General features: G+C 63.3%; 25 protein-coding genes. 15 read left to right on the forward strand and 10 right to left on the reverse strand.

Annotated elements, in window-relative coordinates; translation table 11 throughout:
- Nucleotides 1-41 precede the first annotated feature (41 nt).
- From atpE to ACZ92H_RS11000, 7 genes are all read left to right on the forward strand, one after another.
- Nucleotides 42-320 (forward strand): F0F1 ATP synthase subunit C, encoded by a 279-nt coding sequence (gene atpE, locus ACZ92H_RS10970; protein ID WP_034752695.1) that lies wholly within the window; start codon nt 42-44, stop codon nt 318-320.
- A gap of 43 nt (nt 321-363) precedes the next feature.
- Nucleotides 364-834, forward strand: coding sequence for a F0F1 ATP synthase subunit B (locus ACZ92H_RS10975; RefSeq protein WP_071325906.1), 471 nt, complete (start codon nt 364-366; stop codon nt 832-834).
- Nucleotides 835-836: 2 nt separating this feature from the next.
- Entirely contained in the window at nt 837-1,382 is a 546-nt protein-coding gene (locus ACZ92H_RS10980) for a F0F1 ATP synthase subunit delta (protein ID WP_034752699.1), read from the forward strand.
- A gap of 78 nt (nt 1,383-1,460) precedes the next feature.
- Nucleotides 1,461-3,002, forward strand: coding sequence for a F0F1 ATP synthase subunit alpha (gene atpA, locus ACZ92H_RS10985; RefSeq protein WP_077398373.1), 1,542 nt, complete (start codon nt 1,461-1,463; stop codon nt 3,000-3,002).
- Nucleotides 3,003-3,065: 63 nt separating this feature from the next.
- Nucleotides 3,066-3,941, forward strand: a complete 876-nt coding sequence (gene atpG / locus ACZ92H_RS10990; RefSeq protein WP_071325905.1) for a F0F1 ATP synthase subunit gamma — start codon at nt 3,066-3,068, stop codon at nt 3,939-3,941.
- A gap of 29 nt (nt 3,942-3,970) precedes the next feature.
- Nucleotides 3,971-5,371 (forward strand): F0F1 ATP synthase subunit beta, encoded by a 1,401-nt coding sequence (gene atpD, locus ACZ92H_RS10995; RefSeq protein WP_034752705.1) that lies wholly within the window; start codon nt 3,971-3,973, stop codon nt 5,369-5,371.
- A gap of 62 nt (nt 5,372-5,433) precedes the next feature.
- Complete coding sequence (locus tag ACZ92H_RS11000; RefSeq protein ID WP_058050961.1) at nt 5,434-5,853, forward strand: F0F1 ATP synthase subunit epsilon; 420 nt, start codon at nt 5,434-5,436, stop codon at nt 5,851-5,853.
- Nucleotides 5,854-5,916: 63 nt separating this feature from the next.
- Here ACZ92H_RS11000 and rsgA read toward each other — a convergent pair whose 3' ends face one another.
- The 7 genes from rsgA to ACZ92H_RS11035 all read right to left on the reverse strand — a co-directional run bounded on the left by rsgA (nt 5,917) and on the right by ACZ92H_RS11035 (nt 11,355).
- A complete protein-coding gene (gene rsgA, locus ACZ92H_RS11005; protein WP_465049361.1) occupies nt 5,917-6,984 on the reverse strand; it encodes a ribosome small subunit-dependent GTPase A in 1,068 nt (355 codons plus the stop codon).
- A gap of 279 nt (nt 6,985-7,263) precedes the next feature.
- Nucleotides 7,264-7,818: a hypothetical protein gene (locus ACZ92H_RS11010; protein ID WP_465049362.1), complete on the reverse strand. Its 555-nt coding sequence runs from the start codon at nt 7,816-7,818 to the stop codon at nt 7,264-7,266.
- A 63-nt stretch (nt 7,819-7,881) separates the two neighbouring features.
- A complete protein-coding gene (gene speD, locus ACZ92H_RS11015; RefSeq protein ID WP_465049363.1) occupies nt 7,882-8,253 on the reverse strand; it encodes an adenosylmethionine decarboxylase in 372 nt (123 codons plus the stop codon).
- A gap of 2 nt (nt 8,254-8,255) precedes the next feature.
- Nucleotides 8,256-8,426: a hypothetical protein gene (locus ACZ92H_RS11020; protein WP_171898927.1), complete on the reverse strand. Its 171-nt coding sequence runs from the start codon at nt 8,424-8,426 to the stop codon at nt 8,256-8,258.
- A complete protein-coding gene (locus ACZ92H_RS11025; protein ID WP_465049364.1) occupies nt 8,423-9,886 on the reverse strand; it encodes a DUF4178 domain-containing protein in 1,464 nt (487 codons plus the stop codon). Before ACZ92H_RS11025 ends, ACZ92H_RS11020 begins: the two co-directional genes overlap by 4 nt.
- A gap of 10 nt (nt 9,887-9,896) precedes the next feature.
- Entirely contained in the window at nt 9,897-10,937 is a 1,041-nt protein-coding gene (locus ACZ92H_RS11030; protein ID WP_131374810.1) for an SPFH domain-containing protein, read from the reverse strand.
- 31 nt (nt 10,938-10,968) lie between these two features.
- Complete coding sequence (locus ACZ92H_RS11035; RefSeq protein ID WP_092799211.1) at nt 10,969-11,355, reverse strand: DUF350 domain-containing protein; 387 nt, start codon at nt 11,353-11,355, stop codon at nt 10,969-10,971.
- 60 nt (nt 11,356-11,415) lie between these two features.
- Between ACZ92H_RS11035 and ACZ92H_RS11040 the strand changes: the two genes are divergently transcribed.
- Together ACZ92H_RS11040 and ACZ92H_RS11045 are read left to right on the forward strand one after the other, a co-directional pair.
- Complete coding sequence (locus ACZ92H_RS11040; RefSeq protein WP_131374808.1) at nt 11,416-12,927, forward strand: polyamine aminopropyltransferase; 1,512 nt, start codon at nt 11,416-11,418, stop codon at nt 12,925-12,927.
- Nucleotides 12,927-14,558 (forward strand): NAD(P)-binding protein, encoded by a 1,632-nt coding sequence (locus ACZ92H_RS11045; protein ID WP_465049365.1) that lies wholly within the window; start codon nt 12,927-12,929, stop codon nt 14,556-14,558. Before ACZ92H_RS11040 ends, ACZ92H_RS11045 begins: the two co-directional genes overlap by 1 nt.
- Before the next feature lie 64 nt (nt 14,559-14,622).
- Here ACZ92H_RS11045 and mmsB read toward each other — a convergent pair whose 3' ends face one another.
- Genes mmsB through chvE form a run of 3 tightly spaced genes read right to left on the reverse strand, consistent with a single transcriptional unit; the run spans nt 14,623 to nt 18,417 of the window.
- Nucleotides 14,623-15,849: a multiple monosaccharide ABC transporter permease gene (gene mmsB / locus ACZ92H_RS11050; RefSeq protein ID WP_465049366.1), complete on the reverse strand. Its 1,227-nt coding sequence runs from the start codon at nt 15,847-15,849 to the stop codon at nt 14,623-14,625.
- The gene (gene mmsA, locus ACZ92H_RS11055) at nt 15,839-17,380 is read right to left on the reverse strand and encodes a multiple monosaccharide ABC transporter ATP-binding protein (RefSeq protein WP_131374802.1); all 1,542 of its coding nucleotides are present in this window, start codon (nt 17,378-17,380) and stop codon (nt 15,839-15,841) included. Before mmsA ends, mmsB begins: the two co-directional genes overlap by 11 nt.
- A 14-nt stretch (nt 17,381-17,394) precedes the next feature.
- The gene (gene chvE, locus ACZ92H_RS11060) at nt 17,395-18,417 is read right to left on the reverse strand and encodes a multiple monosaccharide ABC transporter substrate-binding protein (RefSeq protein WP_465049551.1); all 1,023 of its coding nucleotides are present in this window, start codon (nt 18,415-18,417) and stop codon (nt 17,395-17,397) included.
- A gap of 429 nt (nt 18,418-18,846) precedes the next feature.
- Between chvE and ACZ92H_RS11065 the strand changes: the two genes are divergently transcribed.
- From ACZ92H_RS11065 to ACZ92H_RS11090, 6 genes are all read left to right on the forward strand, one after another.
- The gene (locus tag ACZ92H_RS11065) at nt 18,847-20,007 is read left to right on the forward strand and encodes a fumarylacetoacetate hydrolase family protein (protein ID WP_131374798.1); all 1,161 of its coding nucleotides are present in this window, start codon (nt 18,847-18,849) and stop codon (nt 20,005-20,007) included.
- A gap of 28 nt (nt 20,008-20,035) precedes the next feature.
- A complete protein-coding gene (locus ACZ92H_RS11070) occupies nt 20,036-20,803 on the forward strand; it encodes a D-xylose 1-dehydrogenase (RefSeq protein ID WP_131374796.1) in 768 nt (255 codons plus the stop codon).
- Complete coding sequence (locus ACZ92H_RS11075; RefSeq protein ID WP_465049367.1) at nt 20,800-22,584, forward strand: IlvD/Edd family dehydratase; 1,785 nt, start codon at nt 20,800-20,802, stop codon at nt 22,582-22,584. Before ACZ92H_RS11070 ends, ACZ92H_RS11075 begins: the two co-directional genes overlap by 4 nt.
- Nucleotides 22,585-22,652: 68 nt before the next feature.
- Nucleotides 22,653-23,654, forward strand: coding sequence for a D-xylose ABC transporter substrate-binding protein (gene xylF, locus ACZ92H_RS11080; protein ID WP_290601978.1), 1,002 nt, complete (start codon nt 22,653-22,655; stop codon nt 23,652-23,654).
- Nucleotides 23,655-23,832: 178 nt separating this feature from the next.
- Complete coding sequence (gene xylG / locus ACZ92H_RS11085; protein WP_465049368.1) at nt 23,833-25,419, forward strand: D-xylose ABC transporter ATP-binding protein; 1,587 nt, start codon at nt 23,833-23,835, stop codon at nt 25,417-25,419.
- Nucleotides 25,416-26,558, forward strand: a complete 1,143-nt coding sequence (locus ACZ92H_RS11090) for a sugar ABC transporter permease (RefSeq protein ID WP_131374789.1) — start codon at nt 25,416-25,418, stop codon at nt 26,556-26,558. The genes xylG and ACZ92H_RS11090 overlap by 4 nt, the downstream gene beginning before the upstream one ends.
- Nucleotides 26,559-26,598: the final 40 nt, after the last annotated feature.

A 26,598-nucleotide genomic window follows, 5' to 3' on the forward strand; every position in this document is an offset into this window, starting at 1 on the left:
GTTTTTTTAGTATCTTTCGTTTTTAAATTTAGGAGAATTTTATGCAAGCTCTGATCGCACAAGTACAAAGCATGACCGTTCTGGCAGCAGCAATCATCATCGGCCTGGCCGCAATCGGCACCGCTCTGGGCTTCGCTATCTTGGGTGGCAAATTCCTGGAAGCGTCGGCACGTCAACCAGAACTGATGCCACAACTGCAAACCAAACTGTTCGTTATCGCTGGTCTGCTGGATGCTATCTCGATGATCGGCGTTGGTGTTGCTCTGCTGTACACGTTCGCTAACCCGTTCCTGTCCGCTCTGACGGCTGTTGCTCAGTAATTCGCTCCAACCCTAGGAGAAACTTTTAGTTAGGAGCAAAGGTATGGACATCAATATGTCGCTCATCGGCCAGATGATCACCTTCGCGGTGTTGGTCTGGTTCTCGATGAAGTTCGTATTTCCAGCGTTGAACAATGCGCTGGATGAGCGTGCCAAACGAATCGCGGATGGATTGGCTGCGGCCGATCAAGGTCAAGCTTCGATGGCTGTCGCTGAAAAGCGTGCGCAAGAGGCATTGAACAGTGCACGTGAAGAAGCTTCGCAACGCGTTGCGGACGCTGAAAAGCGCGCGCAGCTGGTTGCTGAAGAGATCAAGCAAAATGCTCAAGCTGAAGCTGCGCGTATCATTGCGCAAGCCCAGTCGGACGCCGAACAGCAACTGTCGAAAGCACGCGAACAATTGCGCGCTCAGGTGGCTGACCTGGCTGTCAAGGGTGCCGAGCAGATCTTGAAGCGTGAAGTAAACCCAACGGCTCACGCCGAAATGTTGCAGCGTCTTGCTGTCGAGCTGTAATCATGGCAGAACTCGCAACCGTCGCCCGTCCCTACGCGGAAGCTTTGTTCCGCGTAGCCCAAGCTGGTAAGGAGTCAAGCAACCTCGCGGCGTGGTCCGAACTGGTGTCCGAACTGGCACAGATCGGTAGCCACCCCGAGGTACAGGCGTACGCGCGCAATCCGAAAGTTTCGGAAAGCGACGTCGCCGCCACCATCCTGTCGTTGTTGAAATCGCCGCTCAATGAGGAAGTGAAAAACTTCGTCACCATGTTGATCGAAAATGGCCGCATCAGCCTGCTGCCGGAAATCGGCGCGCAATTCCATGCCTTGAAAAATGGCCTGGAAGGTGCGGCTGACGCCGAGATCACGAGCGCTTTCGATCTGAGCGAAGGCCAAACGGCCGAGCTGGTCGCAACGCTGGAAAAGAAATTCAGTCGTAAGCTCAACCCTGCCGTCACAGTGGATCCATCGCTGCTCGGCGGCGTGCGCGTGGTTGTTGGCGACCAAGTGCTCGACACCTCGGTGCGCGCCAAGCTGCAGCAACTGCACGCTGCACTGGTGTCGTAAGACACGCGCTTCGGCAGGCCAGCTTAGACAGACCCTTACCCCTCGCGCAAGCTGAGAGAAACACTTTTAGGAGTTAGTATGCAACTCAACCCATCTGAAATCAGCGAGTTGATCAAGAGCCGGATCCAAGGTCTTGACGGCGGCGCTGAAGTGCGTAATCAAGGCACGGTTATCTCCGTTGCCGACGGTATCTGCCGCATCCACGGTTTGTCGGACGTGATGCAAGGCGAGATGCTGGAATTCCCAGGCAACACGTTTGGCCTGGCAATGAATCTGGAACGCGACTCCGTCGGTTCCGTCATTCTGGGTGCCTACGAGCACATCTCCGAAGGCGACACGGTGAAATGCACCGGCCGCATTCTGGAAGTGCCAGTCGGTCCTGAGCTGCTCGGCCGCGTTGTCAACGCGCTGGGCCAGCCGATCGACGGCAAAGGCGCCATCGACACCAAACTGACGGCCGCGATTGAAAAAATCGCCCCGGGCGTGATCGCCCGTGAATCCGTGTCGCAACCGATGCAAACCGGCCTGAAGTCGATCGATGCGATGGTTCCAGTTGGCCGCGGCCAGCGCGAACTGATCATCGGCGACCGTCAAACCGGCAAGTCGGCCGTGGCGATTGATGCGATCATCAATCAAAAAGGCCAGGGCATGAAGTGTATCTACGTCGCGATTGGCCAAAAAGCCTCGTCGATCAAGAACATCGTGCGCTCGCTGGAACAGCACGGCGCGATGGAATACACCATCGTTGTCGCCGCTTCCGCGTCGGAATCGGCCGCCATGCAATACATCTCGCCGTACTCCGGTTGCGCCATGGGCGAATACTTCCGTGACCGCGGTGAAGATGCACTGATCGTCTACGATGATCTGTCCAAACAAGCTGTTGCATACCGTCAAATCTCGCTGCTGCTGCGCCGTCCACCAGGTCGCGAAGCGTACCCAGGCGACGTGTTCTACCTGCACAGCCGCCTGCTGGAACGCGCAGCACGCGTGAACGCCGACTACGTCGAGAAGTTCACCGACGGCGCCGTCAAAGGCAAGACCGGTTCCCTGACGGCCCTGCCGATCATTGAAACGCAAGCTGGCGACGTGTCCGCATTCGTTCCAACCAACGTGATTTCGATTACCGACGGTCAGATCTTCCTGGAAACCTCGCTGTTCAACGCCGGTATCCGTCCTGCCATTAACGCCGGTATTTCCGTATCGCGCGTCGGTGGCGCCGCCCAGACCAAGGTCATCAAAAACCTGTCCGGCGGTATCCGTACCGACTTGGCGCAGTACCGTGAACTGGCCGCGTTTGCGCAGTTCGCTTCGGACCTGGATGAATCGACCCGCAAGCAGCTGGACCGTGGTGCCCGCGTAACGGAATTGCTGAAGCAAGCCCAGTACTCGCCACTGTCGATCTCGCTGATGGCCGTATCGCTGTTCTCGGTGAACAAAGGCTTCATGGACGACGTGCCAGTCAAGCAAGTGCTGTCGTTCGAAGCTGGTGTCCACGCTTACATGAAGACCAAGCAAGCTGCTCTGCTGGCCAAGATCGAAGAAACCAAGCAACTCGACAAAGACAGCGAAGCAACTCTGTCGGCGGCCATTGCTGATTTCAAGAAATCCGGCGCATATTAAGCGGCCAGGCGGCGCCCACCTTTGAGTGAGGCGCCGCCCTACGCGCAGAAGGAGTAAGGACTCATGGCATCAAGCAAAGAGATACGAGGCAAGATCAAGAGCGTAGAGAATACGAAGAAGATCACCAAGGCGATGGAAATGGTCGCCGCGTCCAAAATGCGCAAGGCGCAAGACCGGATGCGGGCCGCCCGTCCCTACAGTGACAAGATTCGGAATATCGCCGCCAATCTGGCGACCGCCAATCCGGAATACACGCACCCGTTCCTGGCAGCTGCCCAGGGTACGCAAGCGAAGGCAGTGGGTTTCATCGTTGTCACGACCGACAAGGGTCTGTGCGGCGGCATGAATACCAACATCCTGCGCCAGGTGACGTCGAAGTCGCGCGAGCTGGAAGCAGCTGGCAACCGGGTTGAAGCAGTTGCCATCGGTAACAAGGGTTTGGGTTTTTTGAATCGCATCGGCGTCAAGATCGTCGCTTCTGCCATTCAAACTGGTGATACGCCCCACCTGGATAAATTGATCGGACCTGTCAAGGTCATGCTCGAAGAGTTCCAGGCTGGCAAGCTCGACGCAGTGTACCTGTGCTACACCAAATTCATCAACACGATGAAGCAGGAACCAGTGGTCGAACAGTTGCTGCCGTTGACGGCCGACAAGATGGTCGCCGACAAGAGCGCACACTCGTGGGATTACATCTACGAGCCGGATGCACAAAGCATCATCGACGAATTGCTGGAGCGCTATGTAGAAGCGCTGGTGTACCAGGCAGTCGCGGAGAATCTGGCGTCCGAGCAATCGGCACGGATGGTCGCGATGAAAGCTGCAAGCGACAACGCGGGTAGTGTGATCGGCGAATTGAAGCTGATCTACAACAAGACCCGCCAAGCTGCGATTACCAAAGAACTCTCCGAAATCGTCGCCGGTGCGGCTGCGGTTTAAACGAATTTAACTATATTGAAGGAACGAACATGGCTGATGGCAAAATCGTTCAGTGTATCGGCGCTGTGGTGGACGTTGAGTTTCCCCGCAACGCGATGCCTAAGGTATTTGATGCCTTGAAGATGGCAGGCTCGGAACTGACCCTGGAAGTACAACAGCAGTTGGGCGACGGCATTGTCCGTACCATTGCACTCGGCTCGTCCGATGGCCTGCGTCGCGGCATGATGATCCAGAACACCGGCAAACCTATCATGGTGCCAGTCGGTAAAGCAACCCTGGGTCGCATCATGGACGTGCTGGGCAACCCGATCGACGAATGCGGCCCCGTGTCGCACGAGCAGATCGCGTCGATCCACCGCACCGCTCCTGCATACGACGAACTGTCGCCTTCGCAAGAACTGCTGGAAACCGGCATCAAGGTGATCGACCTGGTGTGCCCGTTTGCAAAAGGCGGTAAAGTTGGTCTGTTCGGCGGCGCTGGCGTAGGCAAGACCGTGAACATGATGGAACTGATTAACAACATCGCCAAGGCGCACAGCGGCGTGTCCGTGTTCGCCGGCGTGGGTGAGCGTACCCGTGAAGGTAACGACTTCTACCACGAGATGGCTGACGCGAAAGTGGTCGATCTGGAAAATCCAGAGAACTCCAAAGTAGCGATGGTCTACGGTCAGATGAATGAACCGCCAGGTAACCGTCTGCGCGTCGCGCTGACCGGCCTGACGATCGCTGAATCGTTCCGTGATGAAGGCAAGGACGTTCTGTTCTTCGTCGACAACATCTACCGCTTCACGCTGGCCGGTACCGAAGTGTCGGCACTGCTGGGCCGTATGCCGTCGGCCGTGGGTTACCAACCGACCCTGGCGGAAGAAATGGGCCGTCTGCAAGAGCGTATCACGTCGACCAAGACCGGTTCGATCACCTCGATCCAGGCCGTCTACGTTCCAGCCGATGATTACACCGATCCGTCGCCTGCTACCACGTTTGCTCACTTGGATTCGACCGTTGCGCTGTCGCGTGACATCGCTTCCCTGGGTATCTACCCAGCCGTGGACCCGCTGGATTCGACCTCGCGTCAGCTCGATCCGTTGATCGTCGGTCAAGAGCACTATGACACCGCGCGTGCCGTGCAAACGACCCTGCAACGCTACAAGGAATTGCGCGACATTATCGCGATTCTGGGTATGGACGAGCTGGCACCGGAAGACAAACTGCTGGTTGCCCGCGCACGTAAGATGCAGCGTTTCCTGTCGCAGCCTTTCCACGTCGCTGAAGTCTTTACCGGCGCGCCTGGTAAATACGTTTCGCTCAAAGACACGATCAAGGGCTTCAAAATGATCGCTTCGGGCGAACTCGATCACCTGCCGGAACAAGCGTTCTACATGGTCGGCACGATCGAAGAAGCAATCGAAAAAGCCAAGAAACTTAACTAAGTTAAGTCTGGGCCTAACCCCGCCCGTCACACGGCGGGGTTCTTCAACCCGATAGGACACACATGGCACACACAATTCACGTTGACGTGGTTTCCGCTGAAGAACTGATTTTTTCAGGCGAAGCAGAATTCGTCGCGTTGCCGGGTGAACAGGGCGAGCTGGGTATCTACCCACGCCACACGCCTTTGATTACCCGCATCCGTCCGGGCGCGGTCCGCATCAAGGTAGTCGGCCAGGCTGAAGAAGAGTTCGTCTTCGTCGCCGGCGGCCTGCTGGAAGTGCAACCGGATACCGTGACCGTCCTGGCCGATACCGCGATCCGCGGTCACGACCTGGATGAAGCGAAAGCGCTGGAAGCGAAGAAGTTGGCGGAAGAAAATATCCACAACAAGGATTCGGGCATCGACTACGCGCAAGCGCAAGCCGAGCTGGCCAGCGCGATTGCGCAGCTGGCAGCGATCCAGAAGCTGCGCAAGATTTAATTCTTTGCGCCGCACAAGAAAGGCAGCCTTCGGGCTGCCTTTTTTTATGCCTTTTTTTGACGCCTATTCCTGGCGCTTCTGCCTGCTCCTTTCCTGTCCCGCCTTCAATATCGTCTTCCACCTGGCGCGCGCGCTGATGCGTTCGAGCGGCGTGGCCTCGCCGCGCCGGGCGTCGCGCAGCAGCTTGTGATAATTGCGCAGGCGATCCGTATCGACGGCGCCGCGCACGGCGCAACCGGGTTCGCTGGCGTGCCGGCAATCGCGGAACTGGCACGTCATGGCGAGCGCGGCGATGTCGTCGAAGGTGGCGGCCAGGGCCTGCGCGTCGGCGTCGGCCTGCCAGCTGCGCAGGCCCGGCGTGTCGATGATGCAGGCGCCGCCCGGACACAGGTGCAGCGAACGGGCCGTCGTCGTATGACGGCCGCGGCCATCGCCGTGGCGCACGCCCTGCGTCGATTGCTCCGCCGCGCACAGGGTATTGGTCAGGCTGGACTTGCCGGCGCCCGAAGAACCGAGCAGCACCAGGGTCTGGCCCGCGTCCAGCCAGGGTTCCAGGATGGCCACGTCGTACGCATGGCGCGTATCGATGGCAAACAGGGGCACGTGGGATGGCAGGCGGTGTTTCAGCTGCGCCAGCTTGCCCGCCACGTCCCCTGCCACGTCGGCCTTGCTCAGCACCACCACGGGCGTCACGCGCGCGGCCAGCACGATGGCCAGATAGCGCTCCAGCCGGCGCGGATTGAAGTCGGCGTCCAGTCCCATCACCAGCAGGGCCGTATCGACGTTGTTCGCGAGTACCTGGCGCCGGCCGTCATTGCCGCGCCGGGCGATCTGGGTCATCGGGGATAAGTGCGCCGTTATCCACAGCGCGCCGCGCGCATCGGCTTCGGCGGCGATCCAGTCGCCGACGGCAAGCGTGGTGTGCTGCGTTTGCAGCTCGTGCAGCAGGCGCGGCATGATTAGCGCCGGGTGTTCCTGGCTGCCGTCGTGCACGCGAATGCTGTCGCGGTGCACGGCGCTCACGCGCATCAGCTGTGCGGTGGAAGAAGGGAGGTCGAGTTGGGCGGCTGCGCTGGCGGTGGCCTGCTGCAGTCCGATGGGGCGTAGTTGCGCAAAATCGAATGCGATCATGGTAGCGTGATTCCGTATTCTGTCGTCCGCGTGCGGACATATCGCCTGCGCGTGCAGGCACCGCCAGTCGGCATGACTGGCACGAAAGAAAGGGAAGTCGGCTACGCGATCACGCGTATGGCAAAACAGCGGGCCAAGCGTGGCTTGGCGGGGGCAGTACAGTGATCAGGCAGCCGACAGCACGGCAGTATCCGAATGGCGCATGTTGTCTACTCCTGTGGTGTGATGGAAAACGCCAGTGTGCCAGCGGCATGCGCCGCCGTCAATGGATGGCGTGGTTCAGCTGCACATGCCGTAGGCCTGGCGCTCGGGGAAATAACGGTAGGTGAATGTGCGCACCGGATAGCGCTTGCCGGCGACCAGCATGTCGGGCATGGACAGGTCGAAGCGCTGCGGCAGCTGGCGCGGCAGCTGCAGCCGCAGGCGCCACTGGGTTTCCTTGCTGTTGCCGACGGCGGCAAACATGATGGGCAGCTGCTCGATGACGTCGACGATCTCCGCTTTCTGGTTCATGCCGCGCTGGTAGATGGTCAGCACCTTGGCTTCGGCGAACGGCGGCTGGTGCGGTTCTTCCAGCAGGAACGACAGGCGCGTGAAGCTGGCCTGCGTGCCCACGGGCAGGGTAAAGATCAGCGCCAGTTCCGTGCCGCCATCCTTCAGGGTGACGGGCGGCGTGGCATACACGCTGATCCCGCGCGGCAGTTCGAAGCGCGAACCTTCCGTCCACGTCTTGCACTCGGGCGTGGTGGCCTGGTACAGGCTGGGCGCCGTGTAGTCATCGCAGGCGGAAACCAGCAGCAGCAGGGGCAGGGCAAGGAGGGCGGAACGGCGCATGGAAGTCACGATAGGAGTAGGAGACGACAGTGTAAGCGATCGCCACGCGATCCACCAGCGACGCTAGGAATGCTCGGGTGGCGCGCGCCGCACGGATTGCAGCTGGCAATGCGGCGCCTGCAGCGCATCCTGGATGGCATCGAGCGCCAGCTGCGGCCGGGCGGCGCCGCACATGAAGATGTCGACGGCGGCAAAGCCGCATTCCGGCCACGTATGGATGGAGATGTGCGATTCGGCCAGCAGCACCACGCCCGTGACGCCCATGCCGGCGCCGAAGCTGTGGAAATGGCTGTGCAGCACTTGCGCGCCTGCCGTGCTGGCCGCCGTGCGCAGCAGCCGTTCGAGCGCGGCGCTGTCGCGCAGGCGTGGTGCGGCGATGCCCGACAGGTCAGCCAGCAGATGCGTGCCCAGGGGCAGATGCGGTGTGGCTGGCATGCTTACTTGTGGCTGCCGCCGCTGGAGCCGCCGCCATAGCTGCCGCCGCCGCTGCCCGTGCGCGAACTCCAGCTGCTGCCGCCGCCGCTGCCGGCCACCTTGAACATGCGCACCCAGTTGGCGGCCGTGACGGAAAACGTCACCATCAAGGCATAAATCACATACTTACTCATGGCGGATTCTTTTCATTCTTGTCGAGGAAGGCGGCCGGCAGGAACAGCGCCAGGCAGCCCAGCAGACTCCACATCAGGGTGCTGGAAAACGAGACGAACATGGGGATCGCATTCAACACCAGCACGATGACGATGAAGATCTTGGCGACGCCACGGTGGCTCAGGCGGATATCCGTCGTCTTGACGGCGCCATGGAAGGCGGCGCCGAACCAGGCGGCCATCTGGTCATGGGCGACGGGCACGGAGCGCGACCAGGTCATTTCCTCGCCGGTGAGCTCCGCCGCCAGCTTGGTCTGTCCCTGCGCGAATTCCACCACCTGCGTGGTGTCGCCCACGGCCACCTTCCAGTTGAACGCGCCCGCCGCATACACGACTTGCGAACCGTAGCCATACAGTTTGGTGTAGGTGGCGCCATCGAGCGTGCAGCGCTCCGCGTCCAGCGAGGCCCAGGTGGGCCAGTTCGGCAGCACGTTGGCGCGCGACCAGCCATCGTCCGTTTCCACCAGCCAGAAGAAGCCGGCGCGCGCGTTGTACAGCAGGTATTCGTTCCACTCGCTGCCCTCGTCATCGGCGCGGCGCATCATGCCGATGACGGTGAAGTCGACATTGTTGATCTTCGCGCTGGCGCCCAGCTCCAGCGTGATGTCGGCGTTCTCGTGCACCTGCTTGCCGATGGCCAGCACCTGCGCTTCCGGGCCGCTGGCGTCGAGCTGTGCGTGGCAGGCGGGGCACACCAGCTGCGCCGCGGCGCCAGGCACGTACTCGATGCCGCTGCCGCAGGAGGGGCAGTCGAGCGCATCGAGCTTGCCGCGGTATTTGCCGGCGCTCCTGGCGATGGCGTCGTCATCGCGCAGCAGCTGGCACTGCAAGCCGTCCAGGGTGACGGCCACGCCCTGGTAGACGACGGGCTGGGGCCCGTCCGTGTAGTCGAGCGTGACGAAGCTGGCGTAGTTGCGCAAGTCCGCCACCTGGATGCGCCAGCCGGCGCCCACCTTGAACGGCAGTTCGCCCTGGCCGGCGATGCATTCGGCGTTGCGGATCTCGGCCGCCGTGTAGGGCTCGCCGCAGATCGTGTAGCGCCGGCCTGGCGCCAGTTCGCCAAAGGCGGGCAGGGCATCCTGGGTCTTGCGCTCGCGCGTCAGGGTGTACAGGCCGGACGAATCGCCCAGCCACGCCGTGCTGGCGTCATCGAACAGCAGATACCACTCGTTCCACGTGCCGGCGCTGTAGCGCTGCTGGATGCGCCCGACGACGCTGAAGTGCACGCCATCGTGCACGCCGGCCGTGCCGATCTGGATCGGCGAATAGTCTTCCAGGACGGCCGACATCTTGCCCACGTCCCGGACGGCGTCGGCGTCCTTGAGGATGGTGCTGTGGCAGTACTCGCACACGGCAAGCACGGAAGCGTGCGAGCGGAAGTGAACTTCCGCGCCGCAGCTGGGACAGGAAACAGTTTGCATGCAGTCGCGTTTAGCCGATCAGTTTTTTCAGCAGTTCAGCCTTGGCGCCGTCGTAGTCGGCCGGCGAGATGAGACCCTTGTCGAGCAAGCCCTTGAGCTTTTCCAGGCGCGCCTCGATCGCTTCTTCCACGGGGGCCGGTGGCGCAGCAGGTGCGGGTTGCTGCAGCGCGTTGCCCGTACCCTGCGCCATGCTTTGCGCCATCACCTGGCCGATCGACAGGCCGGCACCGAGACCCGCGCCGATGCCGGCCATGCCGCCTTCGTTCTGCGCCGCCAGCGGGATCGCGTTGGCCACCTGGAATTTCGTAAAACCGCCCAGCTTGTCGGCGCCCAGGCCGCCCTTCATGCCGGCCGAGATGCGCTCGTCCAGCGCCGCCTGCAATTCCTCTGGCAGGCTGATGCTGGCCACGTTGAATTCATCGAGGCCCACGCCATAGCGGGCGAACGCCTGCGCCAGGCCATCCTTGACCTCCTGCGCCATCAGCGCCTGGTTGGCCGCCATGTCGAGGAAGGGCACATTCGCGCCGCCCAGCGAGCTGGCCATGCTCGACATCAAAATGCCGCGCAACTGGTCTTCCACTTCGTCGCGCGTGTAGACCTCGCGCGTGCCGCTGATCTCGGTGAAGAAGGTGCGGGCGTCGGCGATGCGGTACGAGTACATGCCGAAGGCGCGCACGCGGACCATGTCGAAATCCTTGTCGCGGATGGTGATCGGCTGCGGCGTGCCCCACTTGCGGCCCGTCTGCACGCGGGTGCTGAAGTAATACACGTCCGACTTGAACGGCGAATCGAACAGCTTGTCCCAGTTTTTCAGGTTGGTCAGCAGCGGCAAGGTTTGCGTCGTCAGCTTGTGCGTGCCGGGACCGAAGACGTCGGCGATCTTGCCTTCGTTGACGAAGACGGCCACCTGCGATTCGCGCACGTTCAGGATGGCGCCGTTCTGGATCTCGAAATCCTGCATGGGGAAGCGCCAGGCCAGTACGCCTTCCGTCTCTTCGTTCCACTGCAGTACGTCGATAAACTGCTTCTTGATAAAGCTGCCGAGGCTCATGATGGATGTCCTTGAATAAGATGAAGCGGTGTCAGGAAATGCAGGCGGCGTTGATGGCGCCGATCGACAGGGAAATGGCGCCCAGCAGGCCGCCAAACGCGCTGTTGTTCGATTCGATCTGGTCCTTCGACATGCGCAGCAGGCGCGTGGTGACCAGGTACACCAGCAGCTGCACCACCATGGCGCCGAAGGCCCAGGCGAAGAATTGCTGGTAGTCGGCCGTGTGCATCAGCGACGAGGCGATGGTGGCGGAAAAGCCCAGCAGCGCGCCGCCCAGCGACAGCGCCGCCGCGTGGTTGCCCTGGCGGATCAGCAGCACCTCGTTATAGGGCGTGACGCGCGTATAGATGATAAAAAAGGCAATCAGCAGCGCGGCCGCCAGTATAAGATGGATCAGATAGTTTAGGATGGCGGGCACGGCATTCCTCGCAATGAGCATTTGATAACGTCAACGCATATTAGAACAAAAAAAAGCCCCATGAACAAAAAGATTCTGATCTTGTCCGTCTTCGTGGTCGCCTCCTGCGGCCTCGCATATGAACTGATCGCCGGCGCCATGTCCAGCTACCTGCTCGGCGATTCCATCCTGCAATTTTCCACCATCATCGGCTGCTACCTGTTCGCCATGGGGGTGGGCGCTCACTTTTCAAAATATGTCAAGGATGATGACGTGCTCTCGCGCTTCGTCGACATCGAGATGGCCGTGGGCCTGATCGGCGGCTTGTCGGCCGCCATCCTGTTCATGACGTTTTCGTGGATGGCGGCGCCGTTCCGCACGCTATTGTATGTGATGGTCTTCCTGATCGGCGCGCTGGTCGGCATGGAAGTGCCGCTGGTGATGCGCGCGCTGAACTCGCGCCAGACGGAATTTTCCGAGCTGGTCAGCCGCGTGCTGACCTTCGATTACCTGGGCGCGCTGGCCGTCTCGCTGCTGTTCCCGCTGGTGCTGTCGCCGTATCTGGGGCTGGTGCGCACGGGCTTTTTGTTCGGCATGCTGAACGTGGGCGTGGGCCTGTGGACCATTTACGTCTTCCGCGCGGAACTGAAAAATCTCACGGGACGCTTCCTGCGCGCTTGCGCCGTGATGCTGCTGCTGGTGGTGGGGTTTGCCATGTCGGACCGCATGGTGGCGTGGGGCGAACACGGCCTGTTCGGCGACCAGATCGTCTACTCCACCACCACGCCCTACCAGCGCCTGGTGATCACGCGCTGGAAGGACGATACGCGTTTGTACATCAATGGCAACCTGCAGTTTTCCTCGCGCGACGAATACCGCTACCACGAGGCGCTCGTGCATCCCGTGCTGGAAGCCTTGCCGTGGGCGCGCCGCGTGCTGGTGCTGGGGGGCGGCGACGGCCTGGCCCTGCGCGAAATCCTGCGCTACCCGCACATCGAGCACGTCACCGTGGTCGACCTCGACCCGGCCATGACGGCCGCGTTTACCACGCGCCCGGAACTGGCAAAGCTGAATAACGGCTCGTTCTCGGACAAGCGCGTCACCGTCATCAATGCCGATGCCGCCGTCTGGCTGCGCAACAACGGCGACATGTTCGATGCGGCCATCGTCGACTTCCCCGATCCGTCCAGCTTTGCGCTGGGCAAACTGTATTCGGTGCCCTTCTACGACCTGGTGAAAAAGCACCTGGCCGCCAAGGGCCTGATGGTGGTGCAATCGACGTCGCCGTTCTTCGCGCCGCACGCCTACTGGACCATCGACGCCACCCTGCGCGAAGTGGGCATGCGCACCTGGCCATATCACGCCTACGTGCCCTCGTTCGGCGAATGGGGGTTCATTCTTGCCTCCCCCCAGCTTGACTACGCGCCGCCGACGACCTACCGCCTGCCCATGCGCTACCTGAATGCGGACACCACGCGCGAGATGTTCATCTTCCCGCCCGACATGCAGCGCTTGCCGATGGCGCCGAACCGCCTGAACACCCAGTCGCTCGTGCATGAATTCGAGCAGGACTGGAACCGGGTGATCCGTTGATGCGGCGCCGCTCCTTCCTGCTGTGGGCCGCCGGCGGTGCCACGGCGGCGGCGGCCGGCATCGGCAGCATCGCGGCGTACCTGCGCTGGCAGGAAGTCACGCCCAGGGTGCTGTATCCGGGCCGGGATGAAGGCCACTATCTGCGCGACCTGCTGCGCGAACGCAGGGCCTTGCCGCCGCCCGCTGAAACCCTCACCACCGACGTGGCCATCCTCGGTTCCGGCATCGCCGGCCTGACGGCGGCCTGGCGCCTGAAGAAGCTGGGGCACCGGGATTTCCTCATGGTCGACGGCCCGCAGCCATACGGCAACGCGGCCGGCGGGCAATTCGGCGACCTGGCCTATCCCACGGGCGGCCACTATCTGCCGCTGCCCTCGCCCGAATCGACGCACGTGCGCGAGATCCTGTTCGACCTGGGCATCATCCAGCGCGATCCGATGGCGGAAAAGCCGACCTATGACGAGCGCTACATCCTGCACGCGCCCGAGGAGCGCCTGCTGTTCAATGGCCAGTGGCAGGACGGCTTCATCCCCACGGAAGGCGTGGCGCCGGCGGAACTGGCGCAGCACGAGCGCTTCTTTGCCGAGGTGCGGCGCCTGCGCCAGACGCATGGCAACGACGGCAGGCGCGTCTTCGTCTTTCCCACCGTGGCGTCGTCGCAGGACCCCGCCTGGCAGGCGCTCGACCGCATCACCTTGAAGCAGTGGCTGGAGCGCGAAGGCTATACCTCGCCCACCCTGCACTGGTACCTGAACTACTGCTGCCGCGACGATTACGGCACGCGCTACGATCAGGTTTCGGCCTGGGCCGGCCTGCATTACTACTGCAGCCGCTGGGGCCAGGCGGCCAATGCGGGCAGCGGTGCCTGGCTGACCTGGCCGGGCGGCATGCAGCCCGTGGCCACGGCGATGGAACGCGCCTCGGGCGTCAGGCGCCATGCCGGCACGGTGGTGTCCGTGGCCACCACGGCGCAGGGCGTGGAAGCGCTGTGCCTGCAACTGATCGATGGCCAGCCGCGCACCTACCTGGTCAAGGCGCGCAAGGCCATCTGCGCCATGCCCGTGTACGTGGCGGCGCGCGTGGTGCGTGACATCGCCGCCTACGGCTTCGATATGCGGCGCGATACGCCCGCGTATGCGCCGTGGATGGTGGCCAATTTTCTGCTCAAGCGCTTTCCCGACGAACGGCCGCACGCGCCCCTGTGCTGGGACAACGTGGTGTACCAGGAACCGGGCCTGGGCTATGTCGTCGCCACGCACCAGGACATCCGCGTGCGCCCGCCGGAGAAGACCGTCTTCAGCGCCTACGTGGCCCTGTCCGACCGCACGCCGCAGGAAGCCCGCAAATGGCTCGACACGGCCACGCCCGAGGAATTGCTGGCACTGGCCAGCGTCGACCTGAAGACGGCATACGGACGCGACTTTGCCAGCTGCGTCGAGCGCGTCGACATCACCGTGCGCGGCCACGCCATGGCCGCGCCGTTGACGGGTTTTCGCAGCAATGCGGGCTTGAAGGCGTTGCGCGAGCACGATGGCGCCATCCTGTTCGCGCACGCCGATTTGTCGGGGTTTTCCGTGTTCGAGGAAGCGGCGTGGTGGGGCGACCGGGCCGCGCGGCTGGCCATGCAATGAAAAAGGCCGGCGCGCACGCCGGCCAGAGCCCCCTAAGGCTCGAACCTGTGCTTCCTTGTTCTTCTCATTTATTTTTATTAATGACGTCGATGAACACGGCGGCCAGCAGCACCAGGCCCTTGATCACCTGCTGGTAGTCGATGCCGATGCCCATGATGGACATGCCGTTGTTCATCACGCCCATGATGAAGGCGCCGATGACGGCACCCATCACCTTGCCCACGCCGCCGGAGGCGGAAGCGCCGCCGATGAAGCAGGCGGCGATCACGTCCAGCTCGAAACCCGTGCCAGCCTTGGGCGTGGCCGTGTTCAGGCGCGCCGCGAAAATCAGGCCGGCCAGCGCGGCCAGCATGCCCATGTTGACGAAGGTGTAGAAGCTGACCCGCTCCGTCTTGATGCCGGACAGGCGCGCCGCCTTCTCGTTGCCGCCCACGGCGTACACGCGCCGTCCCAGCACCGTGCGCTTGCTGATGTAGGTGTAGGCGATGATCAGCACCGACATCACGGCCAGCACGTTGGGAAAGCCCTTGTAGGAAGCCAGCAGGTAGCTGAAATACACGATGATGGCGGCAAATATGGCGTTCTTCAGCAGGAAGAAGGCGCGCGGTTCATTTTCCATGCCGTGCCGCAGCTGCCTGGCGCGCGCGCGCAGCGAGGCGAAGAGCAGGGCGGCCGCGCCGATCACGCCCAGCAGCAGGGAAAAGCCGCGCAGGTTGTCGCCATTGAACGGATCGGGCAGGAAGCCGGAACTGAGCATCTGGAAGCCGGCCGGAAACGGGCCGACGGACTGGCCTTCCAGCAGGGCCAGGGTCAGGCCCTTGAAGACCAGCATGCCGGCCAGGGTGACGATGAATGACGGGATCTTGAAGAAGGCGACGAAATAGCCTTGCGCGCCGCCGATGACGGCACCGGCCAGCAGGCACAGGATGCTGGCGGCGATGAAGTTCATGTCGTAGCGCACGATCAGCACGGCCGCCAGCGCGCCCACGAAGCCGACGACGGAGCCGACCGACAGGTCGATATGGCCGGCCACGATCACCATCAGCATGCCCAGCGCCATGATGACGATGTAGCTGTTCTGCAGCACCAGGTTGGTCAGGTTCAGCGGCTGCAGCAGTGTGCCGTCCGTCATGTACTCGAAGAAGCCCATGATGGCCACCAGCGACAGCAGCATGCCGTAGTCGCGCATATTATTTTTCAGGAAGCCCGCATACGATTTGGCGGGTGGCGCCGCCGGCGCTGGAATCGGTGCCGCTGCCGGTTTGGCCGTCTCGGCGGTGTCAGTGTGCATGCTTGTCTCCCTGTGTGACGATGGCGCGCATGATGCTTTCCTGCGTCGCCTCGGCGGCCGTGAATTCGGCGGAAAAACGTCCTTCATTCATCACGTAGATGCGGTCGCACATGCCCAGCAATTCAGGCATTTCCGAGGAAATCATGATGATGCATTTGCCTTCCGCGGCCAGCTCGTTGATGATGCTGTAGATCTCGTACTTGGCGCCCACGTCGATGCCGCGGCTCGGTTCGTCGAGGATGAGGATGTCGGGGCGCGAAAACAGCCACTTGGCCAGCACCACTTTCTGCTGGTTGCCGCCCGACAGGTTGACGACTTTTTGCAGCACGCTGTAGCAGCGGATGTTCAGGCGCTGGCGGTAGCCGTCGGCCACGGCGAATTCCTGCTGCTCGTCGATCACCAGGTGGCGCGATACGGCCGGCAGGTTGGCCAGGCTGGTGTTGAGCGTGATGTCCTCTTCCAGGATCAGGCCCAGCGCCTTGCGGTCCTCCGTCACGTAGGCGATGCCGTGCGCGATGGCCTTGCTGATGCTCGACACGTCGATGGCGGCGCCGTTCTTCAGCACCGTGCCGCTGATGCCCTGGCCCCAGGCGCGCCCGAAAATGCTCATCGCCAGCTCCGTGCGCCCCGAGCCCATCAGTCCGGCGATGCCGATGATCTCGCCCTTTCTGGCGTGCAGGCTGACGCCCTTGATGACGGCCCGTTCCGCATGGTCCGGGTGGTGCACGCGCCAGTCGCGCACTTCGAAAATCGTCGCGCCGATGTGGCGTTCGCGGCTCGGGTAGCGCTCGGCCATTTCGCGCCCCACCATCTTCTCGATGATGCGCTCTTCGCTGATTTTCTCGGCGCGGCAGTCGATGCTGTCCACCGTTTTGCCGTCGCGCAGCACGGTGATGGTATTGGCCACGCGCGAGATTTCATTGAGCTTGTGCGAGATCAGGATCGAGGCGATGCCCTGGCGCTGCAGCTCCAGCAGCAGGTCCAGCAGGGCCGCGCTGTCGCTCTCGTTCAGGCTGGCTGTGGGTTCGTCGAGGATCAGCAGCCTGACGTTCTTCGACAGCGCCTTGGCGATCTCGATCAGCTGCTGCTTGCCCACGCCCAGGTTCGTCACCAGGGTGTCGGGCTGCTCGTTCAAACCCACTTTTTTCAGCAGCGCGCGCGTGCGCGTCTGCGCCTCTTCCCAGTCGATCACGCCGTGCCGCGCCGGCTCGTTGCCGAGGAAAATATTCTCGGCGATCGACAGCAGCGGCACCAGTGCCAGTTCCTGGTGGATGATGATGATGCCCAGCGCCTCGCTGTCGCGGATGCCGGCAAACTCGCTCACCTGCCCCTGCCAGGCGATATCGCCCGTGTACGAGCCGGCGCCGTATACGCCGCTGAGCACTTTCATCAGGGTCGACTTGCCGGCGCCATTCTCGCCGACGATGGCGTGAATTTCGCCGCTGCGCACGCGCAGGTCGACCCGGTCAAGCGCGACGACGCCGGGAAAGGTCTTCCGGATCGCGCGCATTTCCAGCAGGGTGTCCGTCATGGAGAGCGATCCTGTTATTTGAGCTGCGCTTCGGTGTAATAGCCGCTGCCCGTGACCAGCACCTGCTTCCAGTTGGCCTTGTCGACGGTGACGGGCTTGAGCAGGTAGGACGGCACCACTTTCACGCCGTTGTTGTAGGTCTTGGTGTCGTTGACGGTGGGCGCCTTGCCCGACAACATGGCGTCGACCATGTTCGCCGTCACCTTGGCCAGTTCGCGCGTATCCTTGAACACGGTGGACGACTGCTCGCCGCGGATGATGGATTTGACGGACGGGATTTCCGCGTCCTGGCCCGTGACGACGGGGAAGGGCTGCTTCGGCGTGCCGTAGCCGACGCCTTTGAGCGACGACAGGATGCCGATGCTCAGGCCATCGTAGGGCGACAGCACGGCGTCGACCCTGGCGTTGCCGTAGTAGGCGCTGAGCAGGTTGTCCATGCGCGCCTGTGCCACGGCGCCATCCCAGCGCAGGGTCGCCACCTTGTCCATGCCCATCTGCTTCGAACGCACCACCAGCTTGCCGCTGTCGATGTAGGGTTTCAGCACCGACAGGGCGCCGTTGTAGAAGAAGTGCGCGTTGTTGTCGTCGGCCGAGCCGCCGAACAGTTCAATGTTGAACGGACCCTTGCCTTCCTTGAGTTTCAGCGCCGATTCGATATAGCCCGCCTGCAGCACGCCGACCTGGAAGTTGTCGAAGGTGGCGTAATAATCGATGTTCTTCGTGCCGCGGATCAGGCGGTCATAGGAAATGACCTTGATGCCCTTGTCTGCCGCTTTTTTCAGCACGTCGGACAGGGTGGTGCCGTCGATGGCGGCGATGACCAGCACCTTGGCGCCCTTGGTGATCATGTTTTCCACCTGCGCCAGCTGGTTGGGGATATCGTCGTCGGCAAACTGCAGGTCCGTCTTGTAGCCGCGTTCCTTGAATACCTTGACCATGTTGTCGCCGTCGGCGATCCAGCGCATCGAGGATTTGGTCGGCATCGAGATGCCGATGGCGCCCTTGTCAGCGGCATTCGCCATGGGAGTGACTGCCATGCCGGACGTCGCCAGCAGCAGGCTCGCGGCCAGCATTTTCATTGTTGTTTTCATTTCGGGTCTCCACCTTCTTTGAGTGTGAATGTGCCGGCGTCGTGGCCTCTGTGGGCCGGCTCCGTGCCGATGGCCGCATGTGGGCCACGGCTGATACTAGTTTGTCCATACCGGCCCCACCAATCACTTTTTTCGCATTGCCGATATCCAAAACGGTATCGCTGGCGCGATTGATGCGATGCGCCAAATCTCCTCTTCCAGACGCGCAGACGGGGGTAATCCGGGGGCCTTCGCGCGGCGTTTTTTGGTGCGCCGCAATACCAATAATCATCATGCAATTTGGTGATTTTCGTAATTGCGGTGACCCATGGCGGCGCGCAGAATCGGTTCGACCTTGAAGTCCGACCTTCCGACGACCGTCTTTTGAAAGCTGCCATGCTGCCGATTTCTCCCGCTTCCCTGCTACCCGCCGACCTGGCGCAGGCCACCCTGATTGGCCGCATCTGGCGCGATGGCCCTTGCGTCGTCGCCGTGCGCGGCGGTGAAGTGGTCGACATCACGGACACCGTCGCCACCGTGGCCGAGCTGTTCGAGAGCGACGATGCGCTGGGCATCGCCCGCCATGCGCCGGGCACCGCGCTTGGCTCCGTGCAGGCATTGCTGGAGCAGGCCATGGCCGCCCCGCCGGAGCGGCCGCTGCTGCTGGCGCCGTGCGATTTGCAGGCGATCAAGGCTTGCGGCGTGACGTTCGCCGTCAGCCTGCTCGAGCGCGTGATCGAGGAGCAGGCTGGAGGCGATGCGGCGCGCGCCGCCAGCCTGCGCGGCGCGCTGCAAGCCACCCTGGGCAGCGATCTGTCGGCGCTGCGCCCCGGCTCGGAGGCGGCGCAGCGCCTGAAGCGGCAACTGCAGGAGCGGGGCGCCTGGTCGCAGTACATGGAAGTGGGTATCGGCCCCGATGCGGAAGTGTTTACCAAGGCGCAGGCCATGTCCTCGGTCGGCTGCGGCGCTCAGGTGGGCTTGCTGCCATCATCGGCCTGGAACAACCCGGAGCCCGAGATCGTCCTGGCCGTCAACAGCCGTGGCCAGGTGCTGGGAGCTTCCCTGGGCAATGACGTCAACCTGCGCGACATCGAAGGGCGCAGCGCGCTGTTGCTGGGCAAGGCCAAGGATAACAACGGCTCCTGCGCCATCGGCCCCTTCATCCGCCTGTTCGACGAGGGCTTCACGCTCGACACCGTGCGCCAGGCGGAAGTGTCGCTGCTGATCGAGGGTGCGGACGACGGTTTTGTGCTGGAAGGCGCCAGTTTCATGCGCGAGATCAGCCGCGATCCGCTGGACCTGGTGCGCCAGACGGCGGGCCGGTACCACCAGTATCCGGACGGCTTCATGCTTTTTCTCGGCACCATGTTCTCGCCCGTGAAGGACCGCGACGCGCAGGGCGGCGGCTTTACGCATCACCCGGGCGACCGCGTCACCATCGCCAGCGCCGCGCTGGGCGCGCTGGTCAACGTAGTGCAGCCCTGCGACGCGATCCCGCCCTGGACTTTTGGCGTGCGCGCCCTGTACCAGAACCTGGCGCAGCGCGGCCTGATCTGATTTCCCCCTTCCTACAACGAGAGTCCCCATGCAGCATGCAACCTATCCCAGCCTGGCCAACAAGCGCGTCGTCATCACGGGCGGCGGCACCGGCATCGGCGTGGCCATCGTCGAGGCATTCGCGCGCCAGGGCGCCCAGGTCACTTTTCTCGACATCGCCCGCGAGGCGTCGCTGGCGCTGCAGGAAAAGCTGGCACACCTGCCGCAGCCCCCCGTTTTCCGCTATTGCGACCTGACGGACCTCGATGCGCTGGCCAGCACCTTTGCCGACATCGGCAACACCACCGGCGCCACCGATATCCTCGTCAACAACGCGGCCAACGACGACCGCCACCAGCTGCAGGACGTCACGCCCGCCTACTGGGACGAACGCATCGCCGTCAACCTGCGCCACCAGTATTTCTGCGCCCAGGCCGTGGCGCCGTCCATGCGGGCGCTGGGCAGCGGCGTGATCCTCAACCTGGGGTCGATTTCCTGGCACCTGGCGCAGGCCAACCTGTCGATCTACATGACGGCCAAGGCGGGCATCGAAGGCTTGACGCATGGCCTGGCGCGCGACCTGGGCGGCGATGGCATCCGCGTCAATTGCATCATTCCCGGCGCCGTGCGCACGCCGCGCCAGGAGCGCCTGTGGCACACGCCGGAAGCGGAAGCCGTCATCCTGCGGGGCCAGTGCCTGCAGGTGCGCGTGGAACCGGACGACGTGGCGGCGCTGGCGCTGTTCCTGGCCTCCGACAACGCGGCCAAGTGCACGGGACGCGAATACTTTGTCGATGCGGGATGGTACGGCGCATGAGCGGCGCGACGACGCCGGCACGGCGCTTCCGTTCGCAGGACTGGTTCGACAATCCGGACCACATCGACATGACGGCGCTGTACCTGGAGCGCTTCATGAACTACGGCATCACGGCGGAAGAGCTGCGTTCGGGCCGCCCCATCATCGGCATCGCGCAAAGCGGCAGCGATATCAGCCCGTGCAACCGCATCCACCTGGAGCTGGCGCAGCGCGTGCGCGACGGCATCCGCGACGCGGGCGGCATCCCGATGGAATTCCCGCTGCATCCGATCTTCGAAAACTGCCGCCGTCCCACGGCGGCGCTGGACCGCAACCTGGCCTACCTGGGCCTGGTGGAGATCCTGCATGGCTATCCGATCGACGCCGTGGTGCTGACCACTGGCTGCGACAAGACGACGCCGGCGCAGCTGATGGCCGCCGCCACGGTGGACATTCCCGCCATCGTGCTGTCCGGCGGCCCCATGCTCGACGGCTGGATGGATGGGGAACTGGTGGGCTCCGGCGCCGCCATCTGGAAAGGCCGCCGCCAGCTGGCCGCCGGCGCCATCGACAGCGATAAATTCCTGCAGATCGCCGCCGCCTCGGCGCCGTCGGCCGGTCACTGCAACACCATGGGCACGGCATCGACCATGAACGCGCTGGCCGAGGCGCTGGGCATGTCCCTCACGGGCTGCTCGGCGATCCCCGCGCCGTACCGCGAACGCGGGCAGATCGCCTACGCCACGGGACAGCGCATCGTCGGCATGGCGCATGAAGACGTGCGCCCGTCCAGCATCCTGACGCGCGAGGCGTTTCTGGACGCGATCATCGTCAACGCGGCCATTGGCGGCTCGACCAACGCGCAGCCGCACCTGATGGCCATGGCGCGCCACGCGGGCGTGGAATTGCACTCCAGTGACTGGATGGCGCACGGCTACGACGTGCCGCTGCTGCTGAACATGCAGCCGGCCGGGAAGTATCTGGGCGAGCGTTTTCACCGCGCCGGCGGCGTGCCGGCCGTCATGTGGGAGTTACAAGAAGCGGGCTTGCTGCATGCGGACCGCCTGACGGTCACGGGACTGAGCATGGCCGCCAATTTGCAAGGCCGCGAAAGCGCGGACCGCGAGATGATCCGCCCGTTTGCCGCGCCATTGAAGGACAAGGCGGGCTTCCTGGCCCTGCAGGGCAATCTGTTCGACTTTGCCATCATGAAGACCAGCGTGATCTCGCCCGCTTTCCGCGAGCGCTACCTGTCGCGTCCCGGCTGCGAGGGCGTGTTCGAGGCGCGCGCCATTGTGTTCGATGGCTCGGCCGACTACCACGCGCGCATCAACGACCCGGCACTTGCCATTGACGACAGCTGCATGCTGGTCATGCGCGGCGCGGGGCCCGTGGGCTGGCCCGGTTCGGCCGAAGTGGTCAACATGCAGCCGCCCGACGCCTTGCTCAAGGCCGGCATCCTGAACTTGCCGACCCTGGGCGACGGGCGCCAGTCGGGTACCTCGGACAGCCCGTCGATACTGAACGCCTCGCCGGAAAGCGCCGTCGGCGGCGGCCTGGCCCTGCTGCGCACGGGCGACATCATCCGCGTGGACCTGCATGCGGGCCGCTGCGACATGCTGGTCGACGGCGTTGAGCTGGCGCGCCGCGCTACGGCGCTGCCGCCCCCCGTGAACGACAGCGCCACGCCGTGGCAGGAGATCTACCGCGCCAGCGTGGGCCAGCTGGAAACGGGCGCCTGCATGGAACTGGCCCTGAAATACCGTGCCGTGGGCCAGACCCTGCCGCGCCACAATCACTAGTGTATTTGTTGTCCGTTGTACCCGCAGTTAAAAAACGTCGTTAATAAAATCCAACAAGGAGACACGTAATGAACAAGATCATCAGTGCAGCCATCATGACCGCCATGCTGGCATTGACCAGCAGCGCCGCCCTGGCCGACGCGAAGAACCCGAAGATCGGTTTTTCCATCGACGATTTGCGCGTGGAGCGCTGGACGCGCGACCGCGATTTCTTCATCGCCGCGGCCGAAAAGCAGGGCGCCAAGGTCTTCGTGCAATCGGCCGACGCCAGCGAGCAGCGCCAGATTTCGCAGATCGAAAACCTGATTTCGCGCGGCGTGGACGTGCTGGTGATCGTGCCGTTCAATGCGACGGTCCTCAACAACACCATCAAGGAAGCGAAAAAGGCCGGCATCAAGGTGCTGTCGTATGACCGTTTGATCCTGGGCGCCGATATCGACGCCTACATCTCGTTCGACAACGAAAAAGTGGGCGAGATGCAGGCCGAAGGCGTCGTCAAGCTGCAGCCGAAGGGCAATTACTACCTGCTGGGCGGCGCGCCGACGGACAACAACGCCAAGATGCTGCGCGAAGGCCAGATGAAGGTCTTGAAGCCGTACATCGACAAGGGCGACATCAAGGTCGTGGGCCAGCAGTGGGTGAAGGACTGGAGCGCCACGGAAGCCTTGTCAATCGTGGAAAACGCGCTGACGGCGAATAACAACAAGATCGACGCCATCGTCGCCTCGAACGACGGCACGGCGGGCGGCGCCATCCAGGCGCTGGCCGCGCAAAAGCTGGCCGGCAAGGTGCCCGTCTCGGGCCAGGACGCCGACCTGGCAGCAGTGAAACGCGTGATCGCCGGCACGCAGGCGATGACCGTCTACAAGCCGCTGAAAACCATCGCCGCCGAAGCGGCCAGGCTGGCGGTGCAGCTGGCGCGCAATGAAAAGCCGGCCTACAACTCCAGCTATGACAACGGCTTGAAAAAAGTCAGCACCGTGCTGCTCAAACCGACGCCGCTCACCAAGGCGAACGTGAACATTCTCGTCGATGACGGCTTCTATACCAAGGCGCAGCTGGGTAATTAAGTCCCTCGAGTGGTGGTGTCGGGTTACGCGCTGTGCGCCAACCCGGCCTACGCCTTGATGTCGGCTTACGCGCTGCGCGCCAACCCGACCTACCGAGAAAAAAGCGTAGGTCGGATTAGCGACGCCATGGGCGTTGCGTAATCCGACATTCTTCCCCGTATCCGCAACGAGAGTGAGCATGTCCGACTATCTGCTGGAAATGAAAGGCATCGTCAAACAGTTTGGCGACGTCCGCGTAGGCGGTGTCCGCGCGCTCGACGGCATCGACCTGCAGGTGCGGGCCGGCGAATGCATCGGCCTGTGCGGCGAAAATGGCGCCGGCAAGTCGACCCTGATGAAGGTGCTGTCCGGCGTCTATCCGCATGGCAGCTGGGAAGGCGAGATTTTGTGGCAAGGCCAGCCCCTGCGCGCCCAATCGATCCGCGATACGGAAGATGCGGGCATCATCATCATCCACCAGGAACTGATGCTGGTGCCGCAGCTGTCCGTGGCCGAGAACATCTTCATGGGCCGCGAGCTCACCCTGCCAGGTGGGCGCATGCACTACGCGGCCATGTACAAGCGCGCCGACGAACTGCTGCGTGAACTGAAGATTCCGCAGCTGAACGTGGCGCTGCCCGTGATGAACTATGGCGGCGGCCACCAGCAGCTGGTGGAAATCGCCAAGGCGCTCAACAAAAATGCGCGCCTGCTGATCCTCGACGAGCCCTCGTCGTCCCTGACGACGTCGGAAATCGCCGTGCTGCTCGACATCCTGCGCGCGCTGAAGGCGCGCGGCGTCACCTGCATCTACATCTCGCACAAGCTCGACGAAGTGGCCGCCATCTGCGACACCATCGTCGTCATCCGCGACGGCAAGCACATCGCCACCACGCCGATGGCGCAGATGAACGTCGAGCGCATCATCGCGCAGATGGTGGGCCGCGAAATGAGCCAGCTGTATCCGCAGCGCGGCAAGAAAGACGCGATCGGCGAGGTGCTGTTCGAGGCGCGCCACGTGACCTGCATCGATGCGGACAACCCGCAGCGCAAGCGCGTCGACGACGTGTCGTTCACCCTGCGCAAGGGCGAAATCCTCGGCATCGCCGGGCTGGTGGGAGCGGGGCGCACGGAGCTCGTCTCCGCCCTGTTCGGCGCCTACCAGGGGCCGTGCCAGGCCGAGGTGTGGCTCGATGGCCGCCGCATCGATGCCGGCACGCCGCAAAAGGCCATCGCCATGGGCCTGGCCATGGTGCCGGAAGACCGCAAGCATCATGGCATCGTGCCAGACCTGGACGTGGGGCAGAACATTACCCTGGCCGTGCTGGCGGAGTTTGCGCGCGCCACGCGCATCGATGGCGAAGCGGAATTGACTGCCGTGCGCGGCGAGATCTCCCAGCTGGAGCTGAAGGCGGCCAGCCCGTCGCTGCCGATCACGAGCCTGTCGGGCGGCAACCAGCAAAAAGCCGTGCTGGCCAAGATGCTGCTGACGCGCCCCCGCGTGCTGATCCTCGACGAACCCACGCGCGGCGTGGACGTGGGCGCCAAATATGAAATCTACAAATTGATGCTGGCGCTGGCCGACCAGGGCGTGGCCATCATCATGGTGTCGTCGGAACTGGCCGAAGTGCTGGGCGTGTCCGACCGCGTGCTGGTGATGGGCGAAGGCCGGCTGCGCGGCGACTTTATCAACGATGGCCTGAGCCAGGAAACCGTGCTGGCGGCGGCACTGGCCCAGCATCCGGCGCCTGCCGCCACCACCGCATACAAGGAACCCGCCGCATGAACACCCCGAGCGTGAAACAGTTATTTACCCAGTATAAAATGCTGGCCCTCCTGATCGCCGTGGCGCTGATCTGGGCCTTTTTTTCCTGGAAGACGGAGGGCAGTTTCCTCACGCCGCGCAACCTGTCGAACCTGCTGCGCCAGATGTCGGTGACGGGCATCCTCGCCTGCGGCATGGTGCTGGTGATTATCGCCGGCGAGATCGACCTGTCCATCGGCTCGCTGCTGGGGCTATTGGGCGGCATCGCCGCCGTGCTGGACGTGACGCAGCACTGGCCGCTGGCGCTGAACCTGGCGGCCGTGCTGGGCTGCGGCCTGGTGATCGGGCTCTTGAATGGCTACCTGACGGCGTACCGGGGCATCCCCTCCTTCATCGTGGGCCTGGGCGGCATGCTGGCCTACCGCGGCATTTTGCTGGGCATCACGGGCGGCATCACCATCGCGCCCGTCTCCGAGCCGCTGGTCTACCTGGGGCAGGGCTACCTGCCCGCGCTGCCCGGCATCGCGCTGGGCATCGGCCTGTTCCTGCTGGCCGCCTTCCTCACGTGGCGCGCGCGCGCCAGCCGCGCGCAGCACGGCTTGCCGCAAACGGCCGCGTGGCTCGACGGCTTGCGCGTGATCGTCATCGGCGCCGTGCTGTACGCCTTCGTGCAGACCCTGAACGGCTATGAAGGAATTCCGCTGCCCGTGCTGCTGTTGCTGGCGCTGCTGGGCCTGTTCAGCTACATCACCAGCCAGACCGTGTTTGGCCGGCGCATCTACGCCGTCGGCAGCAATATGGAGGCGACGCGCCTGTCCGGCATCAACGTGCAAGCCGTCAAGCTGTGGATCTTCGGCATCATGGGCCTGATGTGCGCGCTGGCGGGCTTGATCAACACGGGCCGGCTGGCGGCCGGTTCGCCCTCGGCCGGCACCTTCAGCGAACTCGATGCGATCGCCGCCTGCTTCATCGGCGGCACGTCGATGCGCGGCGGCTCGGGCACGGTGTACGGGGCGCTGATCGGCGCGCTGGTGATGGCCAGCCTGGACAACGGCATGTCCATGCTGGACGTGGACACCTACTGGCAGATGATCGTGAAAGGCAGTATTCTGACCCTCGCCGTCTGGGTCGATGTCAGTACCAGAGCGGGACGCCGGTAAGACCGATGCGTGACCGGCAGCCAGGGACGAAGATACGTCC

Source organism: Janthinobacterium foliorum (assembly GCF_978021625.1).